The 20,407-nt window shown below is 72.0% G+C and carries 18 protein-coding genes; 4 read left to right on the plus strand and 14 right to left on the minus strand.

Features of this window, described 5'->3' with window-relative positions:
• Positions 1-5 precede the first annotated feature (5 nt).
• Complete coding sequence (locus ACTVZO_RS17430) at positions 6-542, minus strand: acyl-CoA thioesterase (protein WP_361752045.1); 537 nt, start codon at positions 540-542, stop codon at positions 6-8.
• 106 nt (positions 543-648) lie between these two features.
• On the opposite strand from ACTVZO_RS17430, the gene ACTVZO_RS17435 reads away from it, so the two are divergent.
• Positions 649-1,950: an LCP family protein gene (locus ACTVZO_RS17435; protein WP_443299255.1), complete on the plus strand. Its 1,302-nt coding sequence runs from the start codon at positions 649-651 to the stop codon at positions 1,948-1,950.
• Positions 1,951-2,012: 62 nt separating this feature from the next.
• Here ACTVZO_RS17435 and ACTVZO_RS17440 read toward each other — a convergent pair whose 3' ends face one another.
• Complete coding sequence (locus ACTVZO_RS17440) at positions 2,013-3,095, minus strand: sugar phosphate nucleotidyltransferase (protein WP_443299256.1); 1,083 nt, start codon at positions 3,093-3,095, stop codon at positions 2,013-2,015.
• Positions 3,096-3,348: 253 nt separating this feature from the next.
• Positions 3,349-4,521: an acyl-CoA dehydrogenase family protein gene (locus tag ACTVZO_RS17445; RefSeq protein WP_351298970.1), complete on the minus strand. Its 1,173-nt coding sequence runs from the start codon at positions 4,519-4,521 to the stop codon at positions 3,349-3,351.
• A gap of 229 nt (positions 4,522-4,750) precedes the next feature.
• Here ACTVZO_RS17445 and ACTVZO_RS17450 point away from each other — a divergent pair, with 229 nt between their 5' ends.
• The gene (locus tag ACTVZO_RS17450) at positions 4,751-6,094 is read left to right on the plus strand and encodes a UDP-glucose dehydrogenase family protein (protein WP_443299257.1); all 1,344 of its coding nucleotides are present in this window, start codon (positions 4,751-4,753) and stop codon (positions 6,092-6,094) included.
• A gap of 8 nt (positions 6,095-6,102) precedes the next feature.
• Here ACTVZO_RS17450 and ACTVZO_RS17455 read toward each other — a convergent pair whose 3' ends face one another.
• The 4 genes from ACTVZO_RS17455 to ACTVZO_RS17470 all read right to left on the minus strand — a co-directional run bounded on the left by ACTVZO_RS17455 (position 6,103) and on the right by ACTVZO_RS17470 (position 10,158).
• The gene (locus ACTVZO_RS17455; protein WP_443299258.1) at positions 6,103-7,164 is read right to left on the minus strand and encodes a membrane dipeptidase; all 1,062 of its coding nucleotides are present in this window, start codon (positions 7,162-7,164) and stop codon (positions 6,103-6,105) included.
• A gap of 143 nt (positions 7,165-7,307) precedes the next feature.
• Complete coding sequence (locus ACTVZO_RS17460) at positions 7,308-8,489, minus strand: dipeptidase (RefSeq protein WP_443299259.1); 1,182 nt, start codon at positions 8,487-8,489, stop codon at positions 7,308-7,310.
• Entirely contained in the window at positions 8,486-9,022 is a 537-nt protein-coding gene (purE, locus tag ACTVZO_RS17465) for a 5-(carboxyamino)imidazole ribonucleotide mutase (protein WP_443299260.1), read from the minus strand. The genes ACTVZO_RS17460 and purE overlap by 4 nt, the downstream gene beginning before the upstream one ends.
• Positions 9,019-10,158 carry a 5-(carboxyamino)imidazole ribonucleotide synthase gene (locus tag ACTVZO_RS17470; protein ID WP_443299261.1) on the minus strand — a complete coding sequence of 380 codons (1,140 nt, stop codon included), beginning with the start codon at positions 10,156-10,158 and terminating at the stop codon, positions 9,019-9,021. The genes purE and ACTVZO_RS17470 overlap by 4 nt, the downstream gene beginning before the upstream one ends.
• 190 nt (positions 10,159-10,348) lie before the next feature.
• Between ACTVZO_RS17470 and ACTVZO_RS17475 the strand changes: the two genes are divergently transcribed.
• Positions 10,349-10,891, plus strand: coding sequence for a GtrA family protein (locus ACTVZO_RS17475; protein ID WP_443299262.1), 543 nt, complete (start codon positions 10,349-10,351; stop codon positions 10,889-10,891).
• A 21-nt stretch (positions 10,892-10,912) separates the two neighbouring features.
• On the opposite strand, the gene ACTVZO_RS17480 is transcribed toward ACTVZO_RS17475, so the two are convergent.
• Entirely contained in the window at positions 10,913-12,178 is a 1,266-nt protein-coding gene (locus ACTVZO_RS17480; RefSeq protein ID WP_443299263.1) for an ATP-binding protein, read from the minus strand.
• A gap of 14 nt (positions 12,179-12,192) precedes the next feature.
• Positions 12,193-12,870, minus strand: a complete 678-nt coding sequence (locus ACTVZO_RS17485) for a response regulator transcription factor (RefSeq protein ID WP_069920540.1) — start codon at positions 12,868-12,870, stop codon at positions 12,193-12,195.
• Between the two features lie 494 nt (positions 12,871-13,364).
• Here ACTVZO_RS17485 and ACTVZO_RS17490 point away from each other — a divergent pair, with 494 nt between their 5' ends.
• Entirely contained in the window at positions 13,365-14,882 is a 1,518-nt protein-coding gene (locus ACTVZO_RS17490; RefSeq protein ID WP_443299264.1) for a peptide MFS transporter, read from the plus strand.
• A 67-nt stretch (positions 14,883-14,949) separates the two neighbouring features.
• Here the strand turns inward: ACTVZO_RS17490 and ACTVZO_RS17495 are convergent, their stop codons facing one another.
• The 5 genes from ACTVZO_RS17495 to hutI form a co-directional block, all read right to left on the minus strand.
• Positions 14,950-16,242 carry a hypothetical protein gene (locus tag ACTVZO_RS17495; protein WP_443299265.1) on the minus strand — a complete coding sequence of 431 codons (1,293 nt, stop codon included), beginning with the start codon at positions 16,240-16,242 and terminating at the stop codon, positions 14,950-14,952.
• The gene (locus tag ACTVZO_RS17500) at positions 16,239-17,342 is read right to left on the minus strand and encodes a hypothetical protein (protein WP_443299266.1); all 1,104 of its coding nucleotides are present in this window, start codon (positions 17,340-17,342) and stop codon (positions 16,239-16,241) included. Before ACTVZO_RS17500 ends, ACTVZO_RS17495 begins: the two co-directional genes overlap by 4 nt.
• Complete coding sequence (locus ACTVZO_RS17505) at positions 17,339-18,382, minus strand: COG1470 family protein (RefSeq protein ID WP_443299267.1); 1,044 nt, start codon at positions 18,380-18,382, stop codon at positions 17,339-17,341. The genes ACTVZO_RS17500 and ACTVZO_RS17505 overlap by 4 nt, the downstream gene beginning before the upstream one ends.
• Before the next feature lie 17 nt (positions 18,383-18,399).
• Complete coding sequence (locus ACTVZO_RS17510) at positions 18,400-19,074, minus strand: LPXTG cell wall anchor domain-containing protein (RefSeq protein ID WP_443299268.1); 675 nt, start codon at positions 19,072-19,074, stop codon at positions 18,400-18,402.
• Between the two features lie 121 nt (positions 19,075-19,195).
• A complete protein-coding gene (gene hutI / locus ACTVZO_RS17515; protein WP_443299269.1) occupies positions 19,196-20,374 on the minus strand; it encodes an imidazolonepropionase in 1,179 nt (392 codons plus the stop codon).
• Positions 20,375-20,407 lie beyond the last annotated feature (33 nt).

Genomic DNA, 20,407 nt, shown 5'->3' on the forward strand with positions numbered 1-20,407 from the left:
GGTTTTCAGTCGTCGAAGCCCTGGGCGGCCCGCTCCTCGCGCAGGGCCATGATCGCCTGGCGGCGCGCGAGCCGGTGCGTGCGGCGGATCTGGGCCTCCTGGTAGCGCCGCTCGTCCCGCTCGGTCTCCGGGAGCACGGGCGGGACCCGGCGGGGCTTGCCCTCGGCGTCCACGGCCGCGAAGACGAGGTAGGCGCTGCCGACCTGGGTGGCGGGGGTGGACTCGTTCCACCGCTCCGCGAGGACCCGTACGCCGATCTCCATGGAGGAGCGGCCCGTCCAGTTGCACTGGGCCTTCACGTGCACGAGGTCGCCTACCCGTACGGGTGCGAGGAAGGCCATCTCGTCCATGGACGCGGTGACCGCGGGGCCGCCCGAGTGGCGCCCGGCCACGGCCCCGGCCGCGTCGTCGACCAGCTTCATGATCACGCCGCCGTGCACCGTGCCGAGGAGGTTGGTGTCGTTGGCCGTCATGATGTGGCTGAGGGTCGTACGGGAGGCCGCGGTCGGCTTCCCGGGCAGCTCGCCCGGTATCTCTGTCATACGCACACCTTAGATGCGCGGTGGAGGCATCAGCTCTGCAACAGGACCGGAACGGAAAGCCCCCCGGGCTGTCGGGCGACACGCCCGGGCAGGCATCCTTGGGCGCATGAATGACTGGCCTGAAGGGCGCGAGGACGGGTACGGGCGCGGCAGCGCGGGATCGCAGCCCGAGGGCGCGCGGCGGATGCGGCACGTCCAGCGGCAGCAGCCCCCGCGCCCGGCGGTACCGCCGCCCGCCCGGCGGCCCGGGCCGCCGCCCGCGCCCTCGGTGCCCCCGCAGCACGGGCAGCGCCACGACACGTACGGCGGCTACGACAGCGGCTACAACACCGGCCAGGTCTACGGGTCGCCCGCGGGCCCCGGCGGGCCCGGCGGGCCGTCTCAGCCGCCGTCGGGGCCCGGCGGCCCCGGGCGGAGGCCCGGCGCGGCCCCGGACTGGCGCAAGCGGATCAAGGTCGGCTCGATCGTGCTGGTCTCCGCGCTGGTGGTGACCACGGTCTCCACGTACTTCTGGGCGGACTCCAAGGTGCGCCGCGAGGTCGACCTGTCGAAGGTCATCGAGCGCCCGAAGGAGGGCGACTGCACGACGTACCTGATCGTGGGCTCCGACAGCCGCGAGGGCATGTCCGACGAGGAGAAGAAGAAGCTCCACACGGGCTCGGCCGAGGGCAAGCGGACCGACTCGATGATGATCCTGGCGAAGTGCTCCAGCGGGAACACGATGATCTCGCTGCCGCGCGACTCGGACGTGGAGATCCCGTCCTTCGTCGGCTCCCAGTCGGGCAAGAAGTTCCCCGCGCAGGGCCGCCGGGTCAAGCTCAACGCCGCGTACGCGGAGGACGGCCCCGAGCTGCTGGTGCGGACGGTGGAGCACAACACCGGCCTGCGGATCGACCACTACGCGGAGATCGGCTTCGCCGGCTTCGCGAACATCGTGGACGCGCTGGGCGGGGTGGAGCTGGACATCGAGGAGGGCTTCAAGGACGAGAAGTCGGGCGCCGACTTCAAGGCCGGCAAGCAGACCCTGAACGGCGAGCAGTCGCTGGCCTTCGTACGGACCCGGTACGCCTTCGCCGAGTCCGACCTCCAGCGCACCAAGAACCAGCAGAAGTTCCTGTCGGCGCTGGCGAGCCAGGCGGCGACGCCGTCCACGGTCCTCAACCCGTTCGACCTCTACCCGCTGCTGGGCGCCGGCCTGGACACGCTCATCGTCGACAAGGACATGGGCCTGTACGACATGGGCCAGATGTTCTTCGCCATGAAGGGCGTCAACGGCGGTGACGGCGTGTCGATGAACATGCCGATCTCCGGGCAGCGCGGCGGCAACCTCGTCTGGGACAAGGCGAAGGTCCAGCAGCTGGTGAAGCAGATCCAGAACGACGAGAAGGTCACCGTCCGGGGGCAGTGACCCCGGCGGCGGCCCCGCGGACCCCTGCGGGTCCCGCGGCGGCCGGTGGGCCCTGCGGGGGGTCAGGCGTCCGGCGAGAAGCGGATGGCGGCGGCGGGCAGCTCCGCCCCGCACCACACCCGGGCGCCCGAGCGGAGCTCGTTGTCGGCCCCCACGCGGGCGTCGTCGCCGATGACGGCGCCGTCGAGCACGGTCCGCTCGCCCACCGAGGCGCGCGCGCCGACCAGGGCGGCGCTCACCTGCGCGTCGGCGCCGATGACGGCGCCCTCCAGGACGATGGAGCCCTGGACTACCGCTCCGGCCTCGATCCGGGCCCCGGCTCCGACCACCGTGCCGCCGGACAGCTTGGCCCCGGCCGCCACCTGGGCACCGGGCAGTACGAGGGACTCGCCGCGCCGGCCGGGGACGGCCGGGGAGGAGACCACGCCGCGCACCAGGTCGGCGGAGGCCTGGACGATGGCCTCGGGCCTGCCCAGGTCCATCCAGTAGGTGTTCTCGGTGACGCCGTGCAGCGTGGCGCCGGAGGCCAGCAGGCCGGGGAAGGTCTCGCGCTCGACGGAGACCGGGCGGCCCGCCGGGATGGAGTCGATCACGCTGCGGCGGAAGACGTAGCAGCCCGCGTTGATCTGGTCGGTGATGATCTCCTCGGGGGTCTGCGGCTTCTCGGTGAAGGCCAGCACCCGCCCCTCGGAGTCGGTGGGCACCAGGCCGAAGGCGCGCGGGTCCTCGACGCGGACCAGGTGGAGGGAGACGTCGGCGTCGGCCGTCTTGTGGGATGCGACGAGGCCGGCGATGTCCAGGCCGGTGAGGATGTCCCCGTTGAAGACGAGGACCGCGGAGTCCGGGTCTCCGGTGAGCAGCCGGGCGGCGTTGCGGATGGCGCCGCCGGTGCCGAGCGGCTCGTCCTCGACGACGTACTCGAGGTGGACGCCGAACTCGGACCCGTCACCGAAGTAGGGCTCGAAGACCTCGGCGAGGTAGCAGGTGGCCATCACGATGTGCGTGACGCCGGCGGCGGCGGCGCGGGCTATCTGGTGGGCGAGGAAGGGCACGCCTGCGGTCGGGACCATCGGCTTCGGTGTGTTCACCGTCACGGGGCGCAGCCGCGTCCCCTGTCCGCCGACCAGCAGGATCGCTTCCGTCATGTGCGTTCTCCCCAACCGATTCCTGCGTACGAAGGCCCAAATTTAGCCCATCCGAGTGGCCCGAAGGGCCGGTAGGCGGCGCGTGGCGCGGTGGCGCGCGCCGGTGGGGCCGTAGTGCCGGGCGTGTCCCCAAATGCCCCGGCACCGTGCGGGCCCCCGCTCCCGCGCCGCACCGCGCGGGTCCGCCCCTCGCGACGCGGACGACCCCCGGCGGCCTGCCGGGGGTCGTCCGCGTGCGTGCGGGCCGGGCGTGTTACGGCAGGTTGCGGGCCATGACGATCCGCTGGACCTGGTTCGTGCCCTCGTAGATCTGCGTGATCTTGGCGTCGCGCATCATGCGCTCGACCGGGTAGTCACGGGTGTAGCCGTAGCCGCCGAGGAGCTGGACGGCGTCCGTGGTGACCTCCATGGCCACGTCGGAGGCGAAGCACTTGGCCGCGGCGCCGAAGAAGGTCAGGTCCTCCTTGTCACCTCCGGCGGAGACGCGCTCGGACTTGGCCGCGGCCGAGTACGTGAGCTGGCGGGCGGCCTCGATCTTCATGGCCATGTCCGCGAGCATGAACTGCACGCCCTGGAAGTCGCCGATCGGCTTGCCGAACTGCTTGCGCTCCTGGACGTAGCCCTTGGCGTAGTCCAGGGCGCCCTGGGCGATGCCGAGCGCCTGGGCGGCGATCGTGATGCGGGTGTGGTCGAGGGTCTTCATCGCGGTGGCGAATCCGGTGCCCTCGGCGCCGATCATGCGGTCGGCCGGGATGCGGACGTTGTCGAGGTAGACCTCGCGCGTCGGGGAGCCCTTGATGCCGAGCTTCTTCTCCGGGGCGCCGAAGGAGACGCCCTCGTCGGACTTCTCGACCACGAAGGCCGAGATGCCCTTGGAGCGCTTCTCCGGGTCGGTGACGGCCATGACCGTGTAGTACTCGGAGACGCCCGCGTTGGTGATCCAGCGCTTGACGCCGTTGAGGACCCAGAAGTCGCCGTCACGGACCGCGCGGGTCTTCATGCCGGCGGCGTCGGAGCCCGCGTCCGGCTCGGAGAGCGCGTACGAGAACATCGCGTCGCCCTTGGCGAGCGGGCCGAGGTACTTGGCCTTGAGCTCCTCGGAACCCGAAAGGATCACGGGGAGCGAGCCGAGCTTGTTGACGGCGGGGATCAGGGAGGAGGAGGCGCAGACGCGGGCCACTTCCTCGATCACGATCACGGTGGCCAGGGCGTCGGCGCCGGCACCGCCGTAGGTCTCGGGGACGTGGACGGCGTGCAGGTCGCTGGCGACGAGGGCGTCGAGGGCCTCCTGCGGGAAGCGGGACTCCTCGTCGACCGCGGCGGCGAACGGCAGGATCTTCGCCTCGGCGAGCGAGCGGACCGACTCGCGGAGCATGTCGTGCTCCTCGGCCGGGCGGTACAGGTCGAAGTCGGCAGAACCCGCCAAGATCTCTCACTCCCCAGGGTGATGCGTGATGCTAACTACCGTTAAGTAACCCAAGCTTAGTGGCCACTGCACGGATGGCGGTATGGACCGCCCACGTGAGCTGCGTGACAGCGGGGCCGGCTGCCGGAGACAACGGGGCCGCCACTGGAGAACGTCCCCCGCGACCGGCCCGACTATGCTCAGTGGCCGCGAACGGCCCGCCGCACCCCCGCAACTGTACGGAGCACCCATGGCCCCCCTCAGGATCACTGTGATCGGCACTGGTTACCTCGGCGCGACGCACGCCGCGGCGATGGCGGAGCTGGGGTTCGAGGTGCTGGGGCTGGACGTGGTGCCCGAGAAGATCGAACTGCTGGCGTCGGGCCGGGTGCCGATGTACGAGCCCGGGCTGGAGGAGCTGCTGTCCGCGCACGTGGCCGGGCTGCCGGGGTCGACGGGGCGGCTGCGGTTCACGACCTCCTGGGAGGAGGTCGGCGCATTCGGCGACGTGCACTTCGTGTGTGTGAACACTCCCCAGAAGCACGGCGAGTACGCGTGTGACATGTCGTACGTCGACTCCGCGATGGCCTCGCTGGCCCCGCACCTGACGCGGCCGGTGCTGGTGGTCGGCAAGTCCACCGTGCCGGTGGGCTCGGCGCAGCGGCTGGCCGCGAAGCTCGCGGAGCTGGCGCCGGCGGGTGCGGACGTGGAGCTGGCCTGGAACCCGGAGTTCCTGCGGGAGGGCTTCGCCGTGCAGGACACCCTGCACCCCGACCGGATCGTGATCGGCGTACAGGGCGAGCGGGGCGAGAAGCTGCTGCGGGAGGTGTACGAGACGCCGATGGCGGAGGGGACTCCGCTGGTGGTCACGGACTTCCCGACGGCCGAGCTGGTGAAGACCGCCGCGAATTCCTTCCTCGCGACCAAGATCTCCTTCATCAACGCGATGGCGGAGGTGTGCGAGGCCGCGGGCGGTGACGTGGTCAAGCTGGCGGAGGCCATCGGCTACGACGACCGCATCGGCGCGAAGTTCCTGCGGGCCGGGATCGGCTTCGGCGGCGGCTGCCTGCCGAAGGACATCCGGGCCTTCATGGCGCGGGCCGGCGAGCTGGGGGCCGACCAGGCGCTGACCTTCCTCCGGGAGGTCGACTCGATCAACATGCGGCGGCGCGGGCACATGGTGGAGCTGGCGCGGGACGCCGTCGGCGGGTCGTTCCTCGGCAAGCGGGTCGCGGTGCTCGGCGCCACGTTCAAGCCGGACTCCGACGACGTCCGGGACTCGCCCGCACTGAACGTGGCCGGGCAGATCCACCTCCAGGGCGGGCAGGTCACCGTCTACGACCCCAAGGGCATGGACAACGCGCGGCGCGTCTTCCCGACGCTGGGGTACGCGGACTCCGCGGTGGAGGCGGCCCGGGGCGCGGAGGTCGTCCTCCACCTGACCGAGTGGCGCGAGTTCCGCGAGCTCGACCCGGCGGAGCTGGGCCGGGTCGTGACCGACCGGCTGATCCTGGACGGGCGCAACGCGCTCGCCCCCGCCGTGTGGCGGGCGGCCGGGTGGACCTACCGGGCGATGGGCCGCCCGCACGCGTAGGCCGAGCGTCAGGAAGGCGTCGCGCGGCGGTGGTGGGCGGCTCGGGAGGTGAATTCCGTGTCGCGGAGGACGCGCTGGGTGTTGCCCCAGGTCAGGAGGGCCAGGTCGGCTTCCGGCCAGCCTCGGTCCAGGAGTTCCGCGATCAGCCGGGGGTAGCCCGAGGGATCGGTCAGGCCCGTGGGGCGGGAGTTGCCCGGTTCGGTGCCGAAGGCGGCGCCCAGGCCGACGCAGTGCGGGCCGGCGACGGCCCGGACGTGGTCGACGTGGTCCGCGACCGCGTGCAGGGAGTCCCCGGTCCGGGCGGTGTCGAAGGTGATCATCGCCAGGCCGTTCGCCTCCCGCAGGGCCAGCAGGACCTCGTCGGTCACGTTGGCCGGATGCGGGTTCAGGGCCGCGGCCGCCGTGTTCGAGACGATCACCGGCGCCTTCGAGGCCGCCGCGATCCGGCGGGCCGTCAGCGACGGGCATCCGGTCAGGTCCAGCAGGATGCCCAGCCTGTTCGCCTCCTGGACCACCTCGTGGCCGAAGGCCGCCAGGTCCTGCTGGGCCCAGGGCGCTCCCGCCGGCGCGAAGATCCGTACGCCCAGCGCGTGGAAGGCGTGCAACGGGCTCAGGGAGTCGGTCAGCGTACGGCCGGGCACGGGCCCGAGGAAGCAGGCGATGCGGCCGCGGTTGCGGGCGTCCGACATGTCGTCCGCGGTCAGCGCGAGGGTCAGGCTGTCGGGGTAGCGGCGCACCAGGGCCAGCGCCACGTCGATCTGTTCCAGGGTGTCGGAGACCGCCTGGTCGTCGGCGGCGGCCTCGCCCGGGGTGAGCAGCGACCAGAACTGGGCGCCCACTCCCCCGGCGCGCAGCCGCGGGATGTCGGTGTCGACCCCGGCGTCGGACGTGTCGATGTCGTGGTACGGGCTCTGGCGCAAGGTCCAGACGAGCGTGTTGCACCCGTCCGCGACGGGATGTACGGACAGCAGCGCGGCGGCCCGGTCGAGGGCGCTGGTCACCGCTGTGGGGGCGGGAAGGTCTTCCGCCCCGATGCCCACGGAGTGGGGTTCATCCTGCAGGTCGGCCATGGCGTTCGCTCCGGTCTCGGCGGCAGCAGGGAGAGCTGCTGCCACCGTGACACGCGGGACGCCCCGGTCGCCCGGCAGATGTGGCATTCGGGTGTAACCCGCAGGTCACACCCGGTTGCCACACCCCTCCGCAGCTGGGCCGTCTAGCCGATCACCGCGTTGGACGGGCCCCGGGACGCCGACAGGTCCCGCGCCACCGACTCCGCGTCGCGCAGCACCCGTACCGCGTTGGACCAGGTCAGCTTCGCCAGGTCCGGCTTCGACCAGCCGCGGGTGAGGAGCTCCGCGATCAGGTTCGGGTAGCCGGCCACGTCGTCCAGACCGGACGGGGTGAAGGCCGTGCCGTCGTAGTCCCCGCCGATGCCGATGTGGTCGATCCCGGCCACCTCGCGCATGTGGTCCAGGTGGTCGGCGACGGTGGCGGCCGTGGCCACCGGGCGCGGGCGCTCCGCCTCGAAGGCCCGGTGCAGGGCCATCGCCTCGGGCGTGGTGTCCAGGTGGTGCCGGCCGTGGGCCCGCAGGTTCTCGTCCGCGGCCAGCGTCCACTCGACGGCGGCGGGGAGGATGAACTTCGGGACGAAGGTGGCCATCGCCACCCCGCCGTTGGCCGGGAGCCGCTCCAGCACCTCGTCGGGGATGTTGCGCGGGTGGTCGCACACCGCGCGCGCCGAGGAGTGCGAGAAGACCACCGGTGCGGCCGTGACGTCCAGCGCGTCGCGCATCGTCGTCGCGGCCACGTGCGAGAGGTCCACGAGCATGCCGACGCGGTTCATCTCGCGGACGACCTCGCGGCCGAAGTCGCTCAGACCGCCGTGCCGGGGCTCGTCGGTCGCCGAGTCCGCCCAGTCGATGGTGTCGTTGTGCGTGAGCGTCATGTACCGCACGCCCAGCTGGTGCAGGGCGCGCAGGGTGGCGAGCGAGTTGTTGATGGAGTGGCCGCCCTCGGCCCCCATCAGCGAGGCGATCCGGCCGTCGGCGCGGGCCGCCTCCATGTCGTCCGCGGACAGCGCCCGCACCAGGTCGGCGGGGTAACGGCTGATCAGCTGGCCGACCGCGTCCACCTGTTCCAGCGTGGCGCTGACCGCCTCGTCGCCGGTCAGCTCGGTGCTCACGTACACGGACCAGAACTGTGCGCCGACCCCGCCGGCCCGCAGCCGCGGGATGTCGGTGTGCAGGTACGCCGACTGGTCGCCGGCGATGTCCCGCCGGTCCAGGTCGTAGCGGACCTGCTTGCGCAGCGCCCAGGGCAGGTCGTTGTGGCCGTCCACGACGGGGTGCTCGGCCAGCAGCTCGCGCGCCTCGTCCAGGCGCCGCGCCGCGCTCACTTGCCGAATCCGAAGGACTCCGCGCCCGCGACCTTCGTCCGCAGCCGCTTGCCCTTCTCGGTGGCCTGGTCGTTCAGCTCCTGCTGGAAGTCGCGCATCCGGGCCAGCAGCTCCTTGTCGTGCGCCGCCAGCATCCGTACGGCCAGCAGGCCCGCGTTGCGCGCCCCGGCGACCGAGACGGTGGCGACGGGAACGCCGGCGGGCATCTGGACGATCGACAGCAGCGAGTCCATGCCGTCGAGGTACTTCAGGGGGACCGGGACGCCGATGACCGGCAGCGGGGTGACCGAGGCGAGCATGCCGGGCAGGTGGGCGGCCCCGCCCGCGCCCGCGATGATCGCCTTGAGCCCGCGGTCGGCGGCCTGCTCCCCGTACGCGACCATCTCGCGCGGCATCCGGTGCGCGGAGACGACGTCGACCTCGTAGGGGATCTCGAACTCGTCCAGTGCCTTGGCTGCGGCCTCCATCACCGGCCAGTCCGAGTCGGACCCCATGACGATGCCGATGAGGGGGGCTGCGGCGGAGGTGCTCATTGGGTGACCGTTCCTCTGAGGTAGTCGGCAGCGTGGCGTGCGCGCTCCAGCACATCGTCCAGGTCGTCGCCGTAGGTGTTGACGTGGCCGACCTTGCGGCCGTGTTTCACGTCCTTGCCGTACATGTGGATCTTCAGCTGCGGGTCGTGGGCCATGCAGTGCAGGTAGGCCGCGTACATGTCGGGGTAGTCCCCGCCCAGCACGTTGACCATGACCGTCCACGCGGCGCGGGGGCGCGGGTCGCCCAGCGGAAGGTCCAGGACCGCCCGTACGTGGTTGGCGAACTGCGAGGTGATGGCCCCGTCCTGGGTCCAGTGGCCGCTGTTGTGCGGGCGCATGGCCAGTTCGTTGACGAGGATGCGGCCGTCGGTGGTCTCGAACAGCTCCACGGCCAGGTGGCCGGTCACGCCGAGTTCCTGGGCGATGCGCAGGGCCAGGGCCTGTGCCTCGCCCGCCAGGGCCTCCGAGAGGTTCGGGGCCGGGGCGATCACCGTGTCGCAGACGCCGTCCACCTGGCGGGACTCGACGACGGGGTAGGCGACGGCCTGGCCGTGCGGGGAGCGGACGATGTTGGCCGCGAGCTCGCGGACGTACTCGACCTTCTCCTCCGCGAGGACCGGGACGCCCGCCTTGAAGGGGGCCTCCGCGTCCTCGGGCGTGCGGACGAACCACACGCCCTTGCCGTCGTACCCGCCGCGCACCGTCTTGAGGATGACGGGGAAGCCGCCCACCTCGTCCGCGAAGGCCGCCACGTCCGCCGGATCGCTCACGATCCGGTGGCGGGGGCTCGGCGCGCCGATCTCGTCGAGGCGGGCGCGCATCACCCCCTTGTCCTGGGCGTGCACCAACGCGTCGGGCCCCGGGCGGACGGGGATGCCGTCCGCTTCCAGGGCCCTGAGGTGCTCGGTGGGCACGTGCTCGTGATCGAAGGTGATCACGTCGCAGCCGCGCGCGAAGGCGCGCAACGTCTCCAGATCGCGATAGTCGCCGATGACGACATCGCTCACGACCTGGGCCGCCGAGTCCTGTGGGGTGTCACTGAGGATCTTGAATCTGATGCCGAGGGGGATACCCGCCTCGTGGGTCATGCGGGCGAGCTGTCCGCCGCCGACCATGCCGACTACCGGGAACGTCACTTCTCCAGGGTATCCGGCGGTATTCCGCCATCCGGACGTGCCCCTGGCGCGCGGCCGCCGGTGTGCCGTGCGTCGCACGGTGCCCGAAGGCACAGACGGACCGGAGGGGCGACACTTACCATGGAGGGGTTGACGGAGAACAGCGGACGCCCCCGTGCGGGGCGGTGACCGACAGGGACTGACCATTCAGATGAGCACGCCGGGGAACGGACCCGTCCTCGAACGCGTACGCGGTCTCGTTCGTGAGGTCGCCAAGTTCGGCGCCGTGGGCGGTCTGGGCGTGCTGGTCAACCTGGGTGTCTTCAACCTGATCCGGCACACGACGGACCTCCAGGTGGTGCGCGCGAGCGTGATAGCGACCGTGGTCGCCATCGCCACGAACTACCTCGGCTTCCGCTACTTCGCCTACCGGGACCGCGCCAAGAGCGGCCGGACCCGGGAGCTGGTCCTGTTCGCCGGGTTCAGCGCGATCGGCCTGGTCATCGAGAACGGCGTGCTGTACACGGCCACGTACGGATTCGGCTGGGACGGTTCGGTCGCCACCAACGTCTTCAAGTTCATCGGCATCGCGACCGCGACCGTCTTCCGTTTCTGGTCGTACCGGACCTGGGTATTCAAGGCCCTGCCGCAGGCCGCCGAGGCCGAGCCGATACCCGAGCCGGCCCCGCTGCCCAAGCCGGACCGCAGGCCCGAACCGCAGCCCGAGCCGGAACCCGAACCCGCGGCGAGCTGAGCCGCGAGCCCTGACCATGCCCTAGCGGACCGTCTTCTCCGGCTCCGAGTGCTCCCGGGCCGTCCGGCTCAGGAACAGGGCGAAGACCGGCGGCTGCGCCTGGAGCAGCTCGAGCCGCCCGCCGTCCGCCTCGGCGAGGTCCCGGGCGACGGCCAGGCCGATGCCGGTGGAGTTCCGGCCGCTGATGGCCCGCTCGAAGATCCGGTTGCCGAGGTCCGGCGGGACCCCCGGCCCCTCGTCCGTGACCTCCAGCACCGCCTGGTTCCCGATCACCCGGGTGCGCAGGGCGACGGTGCCGCCGCCGTGCATCAGTGCGTTCTCCACCAGCGTGGCCAGGACCTGGGCGACCGCGCCCGGGGTGCCGACGGCCCGTACGCCCTGCTTGCCCGAGCGCACGATGGCGCGGCCGGCGCTGCGGTAGGCGGGCCGCCACTCCTCCACCTGCTGTTTGACGACCTCGTCGAGGTCGAAGGGGACCGCCGAGCCGGTCCGCGGGTCCCGCGAGTTCGTGAGCAGCCGCTGGACCACGTCCGTGAGCCGCTCCACCTGGGCGAGGGCGATGGTCGCCTCCTCCCGCACGGTCTCCAGGTCCTCGGTGACCGTGATCTCCTCCAGCCGCATCGACAGCGCGGTCAGCGGGGTGCGCAGCTGGTGCGAGGCGTCCGCGGCCAGCCGCCGCTCGGCGGTCAGCATCCGCCCGATCCGCTCGGCGCTGGAGTCCAGTACGTCCGCGACCCGGTCCAGCTCGGGCACCCCGTAGCGCTTGTGCCGGGGCCGCGGGTCTCCCGATCCGAGGCGCTCGGCGGTCTCGGCGAGGTCGGTGAGCGGGGAGGCCAGCCGGTTCGCCTGCCGCACGGCCAGCAGGACGGCCGCCACGACGGCCAGCAGCGCGACGGCGCCGACGACCGCGAGGGTCCGCCCGACCTCCTTGGTCACGGTGGAGCGGGCTTCCTCGACGACCACGAGCTCGCCCTGCTCACCGCGTGCGGTGCCGCGGATGACGTCCTCGTCGATCCGGTGGCCGACCTCGACGGTGGCCTGCCCGGGGATGGTGATCGTGGCGTGGTGGCCGACGTCCAGCTGGTCGGACAGGGCCTGCGGGTCGACGCGCTCGCGTTCGAGGACGTTCGCCTCGACGATGCCGACCAGGCGCTGTGCCTCGTACTCGATGCGGTCCTGGGCGCTGCTGGTGATGGTCCTGGTCTCCACGATGACCAGGGAGACGCCGAAGACGGCGATCACGACGAGTACGACGGCGAGCGTGGAGTTGATCAGGCGGCGGCGCATGGCGTGGGAGCTGCTCAGCTCTTCTCGAAGCGGAAGCCGACGCCGCGGACGGTGGCGATGTAGCGGGGGTTGGCGGCGTCGTCGCCCAGCTTCTTGCGGAGCCAGGAGATGTGCATGTCGAGGGTCTTGGTGGAGGACCACCAGGTGGTGTCCCAGACCTCGCGCATGAGCTGGTCGCGGGTGACGACCCGGCCGGCGTCGCGGACCAGGACGCGCAGCAGGTCGAACTCCTTGGCCGTGAGCTGGAGCTCCTCCTCGCCCATCCAGGCGCGGTGCGATTCGACGTCGATGCGCACGCCGTGGGTGGCGGGCGGCTGGGCGGTCTCGGCGGCGCCGCGCCGCAGCAGGGCCCGGACCCGGGCCAGCAGCTCGGCCAGGCGGAACGGCTTGGTCACGTAGTCGTCGGCGCCGGCGTCGAGGCCGACGACCGTGTCGACCTCGTCCGCGCGGGCGGTCAGGACCAGGATCGGGAAGCCGTGGCCCTCGGCGCGCAGCCGTCGGGCCACTTCCAGGCCGTCCATGCCCGGCAGGCCCAGGTCCAGGACGACGAGGTCCACGCCGCCCTGCAGTCCGGCGTCCAGGGCCGTGGGGCCGTCCTCCCGGACCTCGACCTCGTACCCTTCCCGGCGCAGGGCGCGGGCCAGGGGTTCCGAGATGGATGCGTCGTCCTCGGCGAGCAGTACACGCGTCATGTGGGTGATGGTAGTCCGAGGCGACTGGTTCGAGGGGGCCCCGGGAACGCCCCTGTCTATCTGTGCGTACGAACCACTAACCACCTTCGAATATGGTCAGACGGTTCCTCGATGACCTGTGATCCATATCTCAAGTCCTTCCTTATGCCGCCCTGTCGTGTCGTATGGTGTCGAGACGCCTGATGCACTACCTCAGGGACCTTTGTGCCGAAAACCGCGCCGAAGGTCTCTATTTCTGTCCTGACCGGAACGGGCAGTCTTGACGGACTGCCGGTCCGGGCTTGATGACAGTGAATGACCTGTGGGCCGGGCCCGCCGCGCGATGATGCGCGGCCGGGCGTGGATCCCGGTTACGGATGTCTCTTCGCCCCCGAACCCCACGGGGACGAGACCCCCGGGCGTGGGGTGGGACCTTCGATGCCGGTGCCGGCCACCCCCCACCGGGCGCTGTTGGGCTCACGAAGCCACGCGTCCCGAGCAAGCAAGGATCGACCATGGCTTCCAGCCTGACGAAGGACTCGGCGGATCCGTCCGCGGAACCGACCTTCTTCGGCCACCCCCGTGGCCTGGCCACGCTGTTCATGACCGAGATGTGGGAGCGCTTCTCCTACTACGGCATGCGCGCACTTCTCGTGTACTACCTGGTCTCGGGCGGCGCCGACGCCGCCACGGGCAGCCAGGGCGGCGGCCTTGCGATGACCGCGGCCACCACCACGGCCATCTACTCCGTGTACGTCTCCATGGTCTACCTGATGGCCATGCCGGGCGGATGGTTCGGTGACCGCGTCTGGGGTGCCCGCAAGACGGTCGCGATCGCCGGCTTCGTGATCATGGGTGGCCACCTGTCGCTGGCGCTTCCCGGCCAGGCGATGTTCTTCGTCGGTCTGATCCTCGTCGCGACCGGTTCCGGTCTGCTGAAGGCCAACATCTCCACGATGGTCGGCCACCTGTACGACGGCCCGGAGGACCCGCGCCGCGACGGTGGCTTCACGATCTTCTACATCGGCATCAACCTCGGTGCCTTCGTCGCCCCGTTCATCGTCGGAACGGTCGGCAAGGAGCACAACTGGCACCTGGGCTTCGCCCTCGCCGCCGTCGGCATGGGCCTGGGCCTCGCCCAGTTCCTGATCGGCACCAAGAACCTGAGCCCGAAGAGCAGCGAGGTCCCGAACCCGCTGACTCCCGAGGAGCGCACCGCCGTCATCAGGAAGGTCCTGCTCTGGGTCGCGGGCATCGCCGTCTTCTACGGCGCCGTGGTCTGGCTGGGCTACTACACCCTGAACTGGGCCCTGGTCCCGCTGACCCTGGCCGGCCTGATCATCCCGGTCGCCGTGCTGACGCGGATCAAGCGCGACAAGGACCTGTCGAACCCCGAGCAGTCGCGGATGACGGCCTACATCTGGTTCTTCATCGCCGCCGCCGTCTTCTGGATGATCTACGACCAGGGCGGCTCGACGCTGTCGCTGTTCGCGGACTCCAAGACCGCCGACACGATCTTCGGTCTCGGCTTCTCGGCCACCTGGTACCAGTCGCTGAACCCGCTGTTCGTGATGGCGCTGGCCCCGGTCTTCGCCTGGCTGTGGCTGTGGCTGGCCCGCAAGAACCAGGAGCCGAACACCATCGTGAAGTTCGCGATGGGCCTGGTCCTGGTCGGTGCCTCGTTCTTCGTCTTCATCGTCCCGATGAACATGGCCGGCGACGGCACCATGGTCTCCCCGATGTGGCTCGTCTCGATCTACATGATCCAGACCATCGGTGAGCTGTGCCTCTCCCCGGTCGGCCTCTCGGTCACCACGAAGATGGCGCCCCAGAAGTACGCCTCCCAGATGATGGGCGTCTGGTTCCTCGCGGTCACCGCCGGTGACTGCACGACCAGCCTGCTCTCCATCGCGGGTGTCGACCTGAACGGCACGTGGGTGATCGGCTTCGAGGCCCTGGCGGCGGTGCTCGCGGGCTTCGCGGTCTACTCGTACCGCAAGAAGGTCCAGTCGATGATGGGCTCCGTGCACTGACGCACCCCCTTCGCCACACGAGCGGCCCGGCACACCGGAAGGTGTGCCGGGCCGTTTCGCGTGCCGGTTACCTGGTGCCGCGCAGGCGGCGCCACGGGGTGAAGGTGAAGACCGCGCCGCCGAGCAGGATGACCGTGCCGGCGACCAGGGCCAGGGCCTTGATGCCGCCCTCGTCCTCGGCGCCGGTGTCGGCGAGTCCGCCCGGGCCGCTGGTGGTGGCGCCCGTGGTGGAGGGCGAGCCGGAGCCGCCCGCCTGGGCGGTGGTGTCCAGCTCCAGCGAGACGCCGCTGCTGGTCGCCTTGCAGGGCACGTTGATCGGCGTGGAGCCCGGGGCCATCGTGACGTCGATGGTCAGCTGGTCCGGGCTCAGCGTCACCTTGCCGGTCTTGCCCGGCTTGTAGGTGCCGGTCATGTCGTTGAGGCTGACCGGGGCCTTGTCCGCGATCGGCTCCGCGTTGGCGGGGCCCGCGACCTTGACCGTGCCGCTGTCCGCGCCGCCGAGTTTGACGTTCATCGAGGGCTTGAGGGCCCCCGCGGGCAGGGCCATGGGCGCGGCCATCGCGCCCTTCGCCGTCTTGACGGTCAGGTCGTAGCTGCCGCCGTTCTTCTTCGCGTTGATCGTCACCGGGGTCTTGATGCCGCCGGGGACGACCGGGCCGCAGTCGAAGGCGACCTCGACGGCCTTGCCCGGGAAGTCGGTCTGGCCGCCTCCCCCGCCGCTGGTGGTGCCGCCGTTGGCCGTGCCGCCGTTGTTGTTGCCTCCGTTGGTGTTGCCTCCGTTGGTGGTGCCTCCGTCGGTCGTCCCGCCGCTGGAGCCGGCCGCCACGTCGATGGTCGCCCCGCCCTTCACCTCGCCGGTCGGCGCGCACTTGGTGACGAAGGTGCCGAAGGAGAACGAGACGGCGACCTCGTACTTGCCGGGGGTCAGGGTGATCTTGCCGGCCTTGGTGAGCTTCAGCTTGGCCTTCATGGGCGACATGACCATGGGGGCCTTCTTCGGGATCGGCGGGTTCTTCTTCTCCCCGACGACCTTCAGCTCGCCCGTTCCGGCGCCGCCCACCGCGATCCAGCCGGTGGGCTGTACGGAGTCCTTCGGGATGTCCATCAGGTCCGTGTTGTTCGATGCGGGCTTGACGGTCTCCCAGACCACCTCGACCTCGTCACCGACCTTTGCGGTGGCCGGGGCCGTGATCTTGGCGGTGGTCTCGCCCTCCACCGGGTCGCCTCCGCCGGCCGGCGGAACGCACTTGACCTTGAACGTGGCCTCGGCGGCCACGGCGGGAGAAGCCGAGATGGCGATACCCGCGCCGCCGAGCAGCAGCGCGACCACGGCCGCGCTCACCCTCCGTTGGGTCTTCACGAATGTCCCTTCGTCGTCGATCGGTTCTCAGACGGTGCGGACGTCTGCGGTGCTGTCTCCGGCGCGCTGTCCGGGGTGAACCACGGCAGGACCGCCGTGGGGGTCTCGGGGGCCGGCGGGGCATCGGCCGGCGGGCCGGAGGCCGCGCGGGCGGGCCCCCGTACGGCGGGGATCCTGGGCAGGCGGGCCGTCACGGCGGCCGCCGCCTCGGGGACACGGGCGCCGCGGTGGCGGCCGGCGGCCGCGGTGCGCGGCCGGACCCGGTCGACGACGGCCATGCCGACGCGGAACACCGCGGCCGGGACGACCAGCAGGAGCAGGCCCCAGAAGAGCAGGACCCCGTACGGCCGGTCCACGCCCCAGGGCTGGGTGGCCACGACGGTCTCGCCGTACTTGAGGGAGACGGTGTAGTCCCCGTGGGCGCCGGCGGTGAGGGCCACGTTCAGGGCGACCTCCGCCTTGCCCCCGGGCGCGATCGTGCCCTTCCACCGGACCTCCTCCCACAGCGGCGCGAACACCCCGTGGGCGGTGCCGAGCTGGAAGACCGGGTCCTTGACGGGGGCGGATCCGAGGTTGCCGACGGTGACCTTGAACGTCCGGCTGGGCGGGGCCCCGAACCAGGTCAGCACTCCGTCGTCGCCCTCCAGGCGGACCCCGGTGAGCATCGCGAGGCGGGCCGTGCCGGATTCGGCGGGCAGCTCGGCCACCGGATGGTCGGTGATCTTCAGCGCGGCGGCGACGGTGGACTGGTCCCCGTTGACGGAGGTGACGTTGACGACGCAGGGGCAGGGCTTGGGAGGCGCCACCACGGGCAGCTGCGCGGCGAAGCGCCCGTCGTCGCCGACCGATACGGCGACGCCGTCGGCGTTGGCGCAGCTGTTGGTGCCGCCGATCATGTTCTGCCCGCAGACCAGCAGCATCACGAGGGTCTTGGCCCGCCAGCCGGTGCCGGTGACGGTGATCTCGGTGCCCTTGGCGGCCTCCTGGAGCGAGAGCGCCACGGCGGCCTTGCCCTCGTCGGCGGCGGCCGGGGGCGCCGGGAGCAGGGCCAGCGCGCACACGGCCAGCCCGGCGGCGAGCAGGGCTCCGAGTCTTCTCACCGGGAGGCTCCCGTCAGTTCGTGTTCCGGTGCAGGGACAGGTCCGGCCGCGGGCGGCGCGTCGTGCGACGGGTCCGGGCGGGGCCGGCGGGCGCGTACGAGGTACAGCGCGGCCGCGGTGGTCCCGCCGAGGCCGAGCAGGCCGGCCCCCGTCCAGCCGACGAGGTTCCAGGGCACGAGCCAGCGCGATCCGGCGGCCACCGCGCGGGCGCCGCCGGGGGCCGTGACGGTGAGGGTGACGCTCACCCGGTCCAGGACCGGGGCTCCGGGCCACGGTTCGGTCAGCTCCACCCGCTGGCCGGGCAGCAGTTCCACGGGCAGGGCGCGGCCGGTGCGGCCGGGCACCTCGCCGAAGAGTCCCTCGGCCTCGAGCCCCAGCTCGGGGGCGAGGGCCACGTTGCCGCGGTTGACGAGGGTGTAGGAGACGACGGCGGCGGAGCCCCTGCCCCGTACGGCGACGTCCTCGACCGTGAGCGCGGCCAAGGTGGGGCCGCTGACCCGCAGGTGGACCCGTACGCCGACCTCGTGGCCGGCTTCGGTGGCGACCACGGCGGCGGGGTGGTCGCCGGGCGGGGAGGCGGGCGGCACGGTGAGCGTGAAGGGGACCACCGCGCGGGTCCGGGGCGGGATCTTGACGGTGGCTCCGGCACCGAAGCTGATCCAGGATCCGGCGCCGGTCCCGGGCCCCTGCGGGCGGCCCTCGGCGGCGGGCCCGGCCGGGCGGACCGCGAAGGCGCCGTCGGGGGTGTTGTAGGCGTCGGCCCCGCGCAGGGTGATCGTGCGCTCCTGGTCGGTGGTGTTGGCCAGGGCGATGCGGTCCTCGAGGACGGTGCCGGGGGTCCCGGCGAGGTAGAAGAACGGGCGGTCGGCGCCGGGCCGGGCGGCGGCGGCCGCTCCGGCGGCGGGCTCGGCGGTCCAGCCGGGCTCGTCGGCCGCGGCGGGCGTCGCGGCGGCCGTCGCGGCCGCCGCGTACAGGGCGGCGGTCGCCAGGAGCGGCACCCCGGACCGGCGGAGCCTTCGGGAGGGTCGGAGCACGGGCATGGCCGGGGGCGCTCCGTTCAGGACCGGGCCCGCTGGCCGCGCCGGGTCAGCCAGAGCACGCCGGCCGCGCCGGAGAGCAGCACGGTGGCGCCGAGGGTGCCGAGGGCGAGGGCGGAGTCGGTGGGGCCGGTCTGCGGGAGGGCGCCGTCGCCGTCCTCGTCACCGGCCGGGGCGCCGCCGCCGGCGGCGGTGACGTCCAGCTCCAGGGACGGGCCCGGGCCGTTGCCGGGGGTGCAGGTGGTCGTGGTGCCCATCGCCTTGATGGTGAGCACGCCGGCGGTGAAGGTGACCTTGCCGCTCTTCTTGGGGGTGTAGGTGCCCGAGAGATCGGTGATCTTGATGGGTGTGTTGGCGGGCGCGGCCTCGGGGTTGGGCGGGCCGGAGACCGGGACGGAGGCCTTCTCCGCTCCGCCGACGACGATGACCGCGCTGGGGTTCATCGCGCCCTTGCCCAGCTCGATGGGGCTGGACGAGACGCCCTTCTGGAAGGACATCGTCAGCTTGTAGCCGTCGCCCTCCTTGACGGCCTTGATGTCGATGGGCGACACCGCCGACTTGTCGCCGATCGGGGTCTTGCAGTCGTAGGCCACGTCGACGACCGCGGCCTGGGCCGCGGGGGCGGCCAGCAGTACCGCCGATCCGGCCAGCGCGGAGGCCAGCGCGAGCGCGGTGGAGCGTTTCCGGTTGGACACCTTCGTCTTCCCCTCGGACCTCGGGACCACAAGTTACTGACGACACATCAGATTGGTGGCTCAAGGTACGCCCGGGGCCTTACGGAGGGAAGACAAAGGGCAGGCCGGAATTGACCGTTCGTCAGTACACCCGGACACCCCGCTGCCACACGCCGGAAACGAGCGGGACACCCGGGCGGTAGGCGAGGTGGACGTGGCTGGGAGCGTCGAGCAGGGCCAGATCCGCGCGGGCTCCGGGAGTGACGGCGCCGATGTCGGTGCGGCGCAGGGCGCGGGCTCCGCCGGCGGTGGCCGACCAGAGGGCCTCGTCGGGGGTCATCCGCATGTCGCGGACGGCGAGCGCGACGCAGAACGGCATGGAGCTCGTGTAGGAGGAGCCGGGGTTGCAGTCGGTGGACAGGGCCACGGTCGCACCGGCGTCGATCAGGCGGCGGGCGTCGGGCCACTGGGCGCGGGTGGAGAACTCGGCGCCGGGCAGCAGGGTGGCGACCGTGGTGGAGGCGGCCTGGGCCAGGGCGTCGACGTCGGCGTCGGTCAGGTGGGTGCAGTGGTCGGCTGAGGCCGCTTCGAGCTCGACGGCGAGCTGCACGCCGGGCCCGTACGACAGCTGGTTGGCGTGGACGCGCGGGATCAGCCCGGCGGCCGCCCCGGCGGTCAGGATCGCGCGGGCCTGGTCCCCGTCGAAGGCGCCCTTCTCGCAGAAGACGTCCACCCAGCGGGCGTACGGGGCGCAGGCCGTCAGCATCTCCCCGGTGACGAGGGCGACGTAGCCGTCCGGGTCCTCGGCGTAGTCGGGGGACACGATGTGCGCGCCGAGGTAGGTGACCTCCTCGGTGTGCGCGGCGGCGATGCGCAGGGCGCGGGCCTCGTCGGCGGTGGTGAGCCCGTAGCCGGACTTGGTCTCGAAGGTGGTGGTGCCCTGACGGCGCGCCTCGTCGAGGTGGCGCACCAGGTTCGCCTCGAGCTCGGCGTCGGTGGCGGCGCGGGTGGCGGCGACCGTGGTGCGGATGCCTCCGGCGGAGTAGGCGCGGCCGGACATCCGGGCGTTGAACTCGGCGGTGCGGTCGCCGGCGAAGACGAGGTGGCTGTGGCTGTCGACGAAGCCGGGGATGACGGCGCGGCCCTGCGCGTCGAAGCGCTCGTCGGCTGCGGGGGCCTGCGCCGCCGGGCCGACCCAGGCGATCGTGTCGCCGTCGGTGACGACGGCGGCGTTCTCGATCAGGCCGAGGGGGCTGCCGTCGCCGACGGCGGGGTCGTTGGTGACGAGGCTGCCGATGTTGGTGATGGCGGTGGTGGTCACTGGGTTCCTCTCAGAGCTTGCTTGCCCCCGCAG

The sequence above is a fragment of the Streptomyces sp. IBSNAI002 genome, from assembly GCF_052244475.1.
In the GTDB taxonomy this organism is placed as follows: Bacteria; Actinomycetota; Actinomycetes; order Streptomycetales; family Streptomycetaceae; genus Streptomyces.

Bases quoted from the DNA above. Each gene is read 5' to 3' on its own strand.
- ACTVZO_RS17430 (WP_361752045.1), bottom strand. From the start codon at position 542: ATGACAGAGATACCGGGCGAGCTGCCCGGGAAGCCGACCGCGGCCTCC.
- ACTVZO_RS17435 (WP_443299255.1), top strand. From the start codon at position 649: ATGAATGACTGGCCTGAAGGGCGCGAGGACGGGTACGGGCGCGGCAGC.
- ACTVZO_RS17440 (WP_443299256.1), bottom strand. From the start codon at position 3,095: ATGACGGAAGCGATCCTGCTGGTCGGCGGACAGGGGACGCGGCTGCGC.
- ACTVZO_RS17450 (WP_443299257.1), top strand. From the start codon at position 4,751: ATGGCCCCCCTCAGGATCACTGTGATCGGCACTGGTTACCTCGGCGCG.
- ACTVZO_RS17455 (WP_443299258.1), bottom strand. From the start codon at position 7,164: ATGGCCGACCTGCAGGATGAACCCCACTCCGTGGGCATCGGGGCGGAA.
- purE (WP_443299260.1), bottom strand. From the start codon at position 9,022: ATGAGCACCTCCGCCGCAGCCCCCCTCATCGGCATCGTCATGGGGTCC.
- ACTVZO_RS17475 (WP_443299262.1), top strand. From the start codon at position 10,349: ATGAGCACGCCGGGGAACGGACCCGTCCTCGAACGCGTACGCGGTCTC.
- ACTVZO_RS17480 (WP_443299263.1), bottom strand. From the start codon at position 12,178: ATGCGCCGCCGCCTGATCAACTCCACGCTCGCCGTCGTACTCGTCGTG.
- ACTVZO_RS17485 (WP_069920540.1), bottom strand. From the start codon at position 12,870: ATGACGCGTGTACTGCTCGCCGAGGACGACGCATCCATCTCGGAACCC.
- ACTVZO_RS17490 (WP_443299264.1), top strand. From the start codon at position 13,365: ATGGCTTCCAGCCTGACGAAGGACTCGGCGGATCCGTCCGCGGAACCG.
- ACTVZO_RS17505 (WP_443299267.1), bottom strand. From the start codon at position 18,382: ATGCCCGTGCTCCGACCCTCCCGAAGGCTCCGCCGGTCCGGGGTGCCG.